2 protein-coding genes are annotated in these 1,915 nt (G+C 57.5%); both read right to left on the reverse strand.

The window, feature by feature from the left end:
- Positions 1 to 30 precede the first annotated feature (30 nt).
- Positions 31 to 1,251, reverse strand: a complete 1,221-nt coding sequence (gene argD, locus QRD42_RS03365; RefSeq protein WP_318364934.1) for a bifunctional acetylornithine/succinyldiaminopimelate transaminase — start codon at positions 1,249 to 1,251, stop codon at positions 31 to 33.
- 86 nt (positions 1,252 to 1,337) lie between these two features.
- A complete protein-coding gene (pabA, locus tag QRD42_RS03370; RefSeq protein WP_321988729.1) occupies positions 1,338 to 1,901 on the reverse strand; it encodes an aminodeoxychorismate synthase component 2 in 564 nt (187 codons plus the stop codon).
- Positions 1,902 to 1,915 lie beyond the last annotated feature (14 nt).

A 1,915-nucleotide genomic window follows, 5' to 3' on the forward strand; every position in this document is an offset into this window, starting at 1 on the left:
CTGCAAGCGCAGCGCCGCCGGGCAACAGGGTTATCCGTGGACGATTTTCGCGACGGCCTGCGCAAAACGCGCCATGCCCTCGTCGATGTCTCTTTCTTCCACCACCAGCGAGGGCGCAAAACGCATCACGTCAGGCCCGGCGTTCAGCACCATCACCCCTTCGCTGGCGGCCGCATACAGGAAATCACGGGCGCGACCACGGTATTGCGGCTTCAGTTCTGCGCCAATCAGCAGCCCCATGCCGCGAATATCGCTGAACACGTCGTACTGCTCATCGATCTGTTGCAGATGTTTAACAAAGCGCTGGCGTTTTTCGCTCACCCCCTGCAACACCTCCGGCGTATTGATAATATCGAAGGCCGCGCCCGCTACCGCGCAGGCCAGCGGGTTGCCGCCGTAGGTGGATCCATGGGAACCGACGTGAAACGCACTGGCGATCTCCTGGGTGGTCAGCATGGCGCTGACCGGGAAGCCGCCGCCCAGCGCTTTGGCGCTGGTGAGAATATCCGGCGTCACGCCGTAGTGCATATAGGCAAACAGCTCACCGCTGCGGCCCATGCCGCACTGCACTTCATCAAATACCAGCAGCGCCTGATGTTCATCGCACAGCTCGCGCAGCCCTTGCAGAAATTCCGGAGTCGCCGCGGTGACACCGCCCTCGCCCTGGATCGGCTCCACGACGACCGCGCAGGTGTGATCGTCCATCACCGCTTTGACCGCGTGCAGATCGTTAAAGGGCACATGGATGATGTCCGCCGGTTTAGGCCCGAAGCCATCAGAATATTTCGGCTGTCCGCCCACCGACACGGTAAACAGCGACCGTCCATGGAAAGCATTATGGAAGGCGATGATTTTGGTTTTATAGGGGCTGTGACGGGTGGAGGCGTAGTAGCGCGCCAGTTTGAAGGCCGTTTCGTTCGCTTCGGTGCCGGAGTTCATAAAGAGCACGCGCTCGGCAAAGGTGGCCTCAATCATTTTACGGCCCAGGCGCAGGGCCGGTTCGTTGGTAAAGACGTTGCTGGTGTGCCACAGGGTTTCCCCCTGGGTTTTTAACGCCTCAACCAGCGCCGGATGGCAATGACCGAGTGCCGTAACGGCAATACCGCCCGCAAAATCAACGTACTCTTTACCCTGCTGATCCCACACGCGGCTGCCCTTCCCTTTTACCGGAATAAATTCAGCAGGTGCATAAATCGGCAGAATTACTTCGTCAAATGTTGCGCGCGTAATTGCGTTTTGTTCAGTTGCCATGTCACGCCCATCCGTTTTGTGCTGTATTAATTATGAAAATATAAGCACAAAATATGCATAAAAAATCACAACAAGGCAACAAAAAATCATCGCGACAGGAAATTAGCCAGCAGTTCATGCCCCTGTTCGCTGAGGATGCTTTCCGGATGAAACTGCACGCCTTCCAGATCCCACTCCCGGTGGCGGATGCCCATGATTTCCTGCGTATCGCTCCAGGCGGTGACGTCAAAGCAGTCGGGCAGCGAGGCGGGTTCGATCACCAGCGAATGATAGCGGGTAACGGTTAACGGATTATTCAGCCCCTGAAACACGCCCTTCCCCGTATGGGTGACCGGCGAGGTTTTGCCGTGCATCACTTTTTGCGCCCGCACAATGCGCGCGCCGAACACCTGCGCAATCGCCTGATGTCCCAGACACACGCCCAGCACCGGCAGCTTGCCGGCGTAATGGCGGATCACCTTCAGCGACACGCCGGATTCATCCGGCGTACAGGGGCCGGGGGAAATCACGATTTTGTCCGGCGACAGGCTGTCGATATCGGCAAGGCTAATCACGTCATTGCGCCTGACCTCCACCTGCGCGCCCAGCTCGCAAAAGTACTGGTACAGATTCCAGGTAAAAGAGTCGTAGTTGTCGATAAGCAGGATCATGGTGCGGGATCTTT

The sequence above is a fragment of the Enterobacter sp. PGRG2 genome (genome assembly GCF_030291195.1).
In the GTDB taxonomy this organism is placed as follows: Bacteria; Pseudomonadota; Gammaproteobacteria; order Enterobacterales; family Enterobacteriaceae; genus Enterobacter_D.